Source organism: Pseudomonas sp. MIL9 (assembly GCF_016887925.1).
Classification (GTDB): Bacteria; Pseudomonadota; Gammaproteobacteria; order Pseudomonadales; family Pseudomonadaceae; genus Aquipseudomonas; species Aquipseudomonas mohnii.
This window is the reverse complement of sequence record NZ_JAFEHE010000051.1, coordinates 1-1,937: the sequence shown is the minus strand read 5'-3', so window position 1 is coordinate 1,937 and position 1,937 is coordinate 1. Positions and strand designations below refer to the sequence as shown.

Here is a 1,937-nt window from a genome sequence, read left to right as displayed (position 1 = left end):
TGGCATATGGCATAGGCGTCCGCTTAAAAAGGCTAAAAATGGTGTCCACTTAAATTTAGGTGGACACCATCGCCTCAAGCGACGATGTCAGGAAGGTGTGTTGCCCGGACGGTTACAATCGTGCGCACGCAGCAAAAGGTCCCGGAGAAATCCTGGCCTTGAGAGGCGCATGGGATCGAAATATTCCCGAGTGCGTAGCTTGTCATGGTCCAAGTGGCATCGGTGTCGGCACCACCTTTCCGCCGCTCTCCGGTCAGTCGGCTCAGTACCTCACATCACAACTGAATGCCTGGCGGCAGCAGACTCGAAAAAATGATCAAGACGATCTCATGGGCCACATTGCGCGCTCACTCACCGATACCGAGGTCGAGGCTGTTTCCCAATATTTTGCTGATCTCAGTAAATAGAGGCCTGGCCATGAAATCCATCATCGCTACACTTATTACTTTCAACATCATATCAATGGCTTGTGCTACTGAAATTGTAGAACCAACCGCGCCACCCAAAAGCCCTAATCCAACTCAGAATAAGGTTCCCACATTTCTCCCTCCTGCGGAGGAGACGCTACCTGACAATGCTTTTGGTCGATTAGTCCAGCAAGGCCACGCAATCTTTGTAGATACGAAAGCCAATGCATCCGAGTTCGTAGGAAACGGATTAAATTGCACCAACTGCCATTTAGAACAGGGAAGAAAAGCTGACTCTGCACCTCTTTGGGGGGCTTACACAATGTACCCGGCCTATCGAAAAAAGAACGACAAGGTCAATACCTACGCTGAGCGCTTACAAGGGTGTTTTCAGTTCAGCATGAACGGAAAACCGCCTCCAGCGGACAGTCAAGTCATCGCTGCTCTTACCGCATACTCATACTGGCTCGCAACGGGTGCACCTACAGGACAAGAACTGCCCGGACGTTCTTATCCCGAGATTCCTGAACCTGCCGGAGGTTTCGATCTCGCCAAGGGAAAGGCTATCTACGCCAGGCAGTGTTCTGTATGCCACGGAGCTGAAGGTGAAGGCCAGAAAGCAGGAAGCGACTATGTGTTTCCACCACTTTGGGGTAAAGACTCATTCAACTGGGGGGCGGGAATGCATCGAATCAATACCGCTGCCGGCTTCATAAAATCGAATATGCCATTCGGCAAGGGGGGAACGCTCTCCTCCGATGAGGCGTGGCACGTTGCAGCCTATATGAACAGCCACGAACGACCAAAAGACCCAAGGATGATTGCCGGCTCTGTCGAGCAGACCAGATTGAAATTTCATGAGAAGGATGGGGTCAATCTCTACGGGCAAAAGTTGAACGGAGTGATACTCGGCCAAGGTACTGAATAAGCCAGTTCAGACGAAACCAAGCTATCACTGACGGCGCGAGTGCCATCATGCTATAGCTTGGTCGTGTCGTGTCCTCTCCTGTCGTCAATCCTCAATGTAGAAACGTTACCCAACCAGCAACTGCAATTGACGCAAAACAGGTCCTATGACTGTAGCCTTACATTATATTTTTTTATATACTATAATTTAACAAAGTGTCTATTTATTGATCAATCGTATGGCCGAATCAGATCTCCAGCAGCTACACGCCAATGCCGAGGCTGCCAGCCAGTTCCTCAAAGCCCTGGCCAATCAGGATCGCTTGATCCTCCTGTGCCAGCTCTCCCAAGGCGAGCGCAATGTCAGCGATCTCGAGTCACTGCTGGGGATACAGCAACCGACTCTCTCTCAACAACTGGCAGTGCTTCGTCGCGAAGGACTGGTGGAGACCCGCCGTGACGGAAAGCAGGTGTTCTATCGCATCAGCAGTCCCGCAGCATTGGCAGTCATCCAAACCCTGTATCAACATTTTTGCGCCGGAGAAACCTCATGAATGTCGACTGGCTCAACTTCACTCCCTGGTCATCCCTTGCCGGCGGCGCATTGATTGGCCTGGCGGCCAG

At 51.4% G+C, this 1,937-nt stretch carries 2 protein-coding genes and 2 pseudogenes; all 4 read left to right on the top strand.

Annotated features, from left to right (window positions below; genetic code table 11):
- Window positions 1-116: 116 nt before the first annotated feature.
- A pseudogene (locus tag JQF37_RS31170) lies at window positions 117-407 on the top strand (c-type cytochrome); the annotation flags it as partial.
- A gap of 10 nt (window positions 408-417) precedes the next feature.
- The gene (locus JQF37_RS31165; protein ID WP_130210037.1) at window positions 418-1,335 is read left to right on the top strand and encodes a c-type cytochrome; all 918 of its coding nucleotides are present in this window, start codon (window positions 418-420) and stop codon (window positions 1,333-1,335) included.
- 217 nt (window positions 1,336-1,552) lie between these two features.
- Window positions 1,553-1,867, top strand: coding sequence for a metalloregulator ArsR/SmtB family transcription factor (locus tag JQF37_RS31160; protein ID WP_130210041.1), 315 nt, complete (start codon window positions 1,553-1,555; stop codon window positions 1,865-1,867).
- Window positions 1,864-1,937, top strand: a pseudogene (locus tag JQF37_RS31630) (YeeE/YedE family protein); the annotation flags it as partial. The gene JQF37_RS31160 and the pseudogene JQF37_RS31630, both read left to right, overlap by 4 nt.

What these genes read in the sequence shown, in the direction of transcription:
- JQF37_RS31160 (WP_130210041.1), top strand. Translation starts at nt 1,553, where the DNA reads ATGGCCGAATCAGATCTCCAGCAGCTACACGCCAATGCCGAGGCTGCC.
- JQF37_RS31165 (WP_130210037.1), top strand. Translation starts at nt 418, where the DNA reads ATGAAATCCATCATCGCTACACTTATTACTTTCAACATCATATCAATG.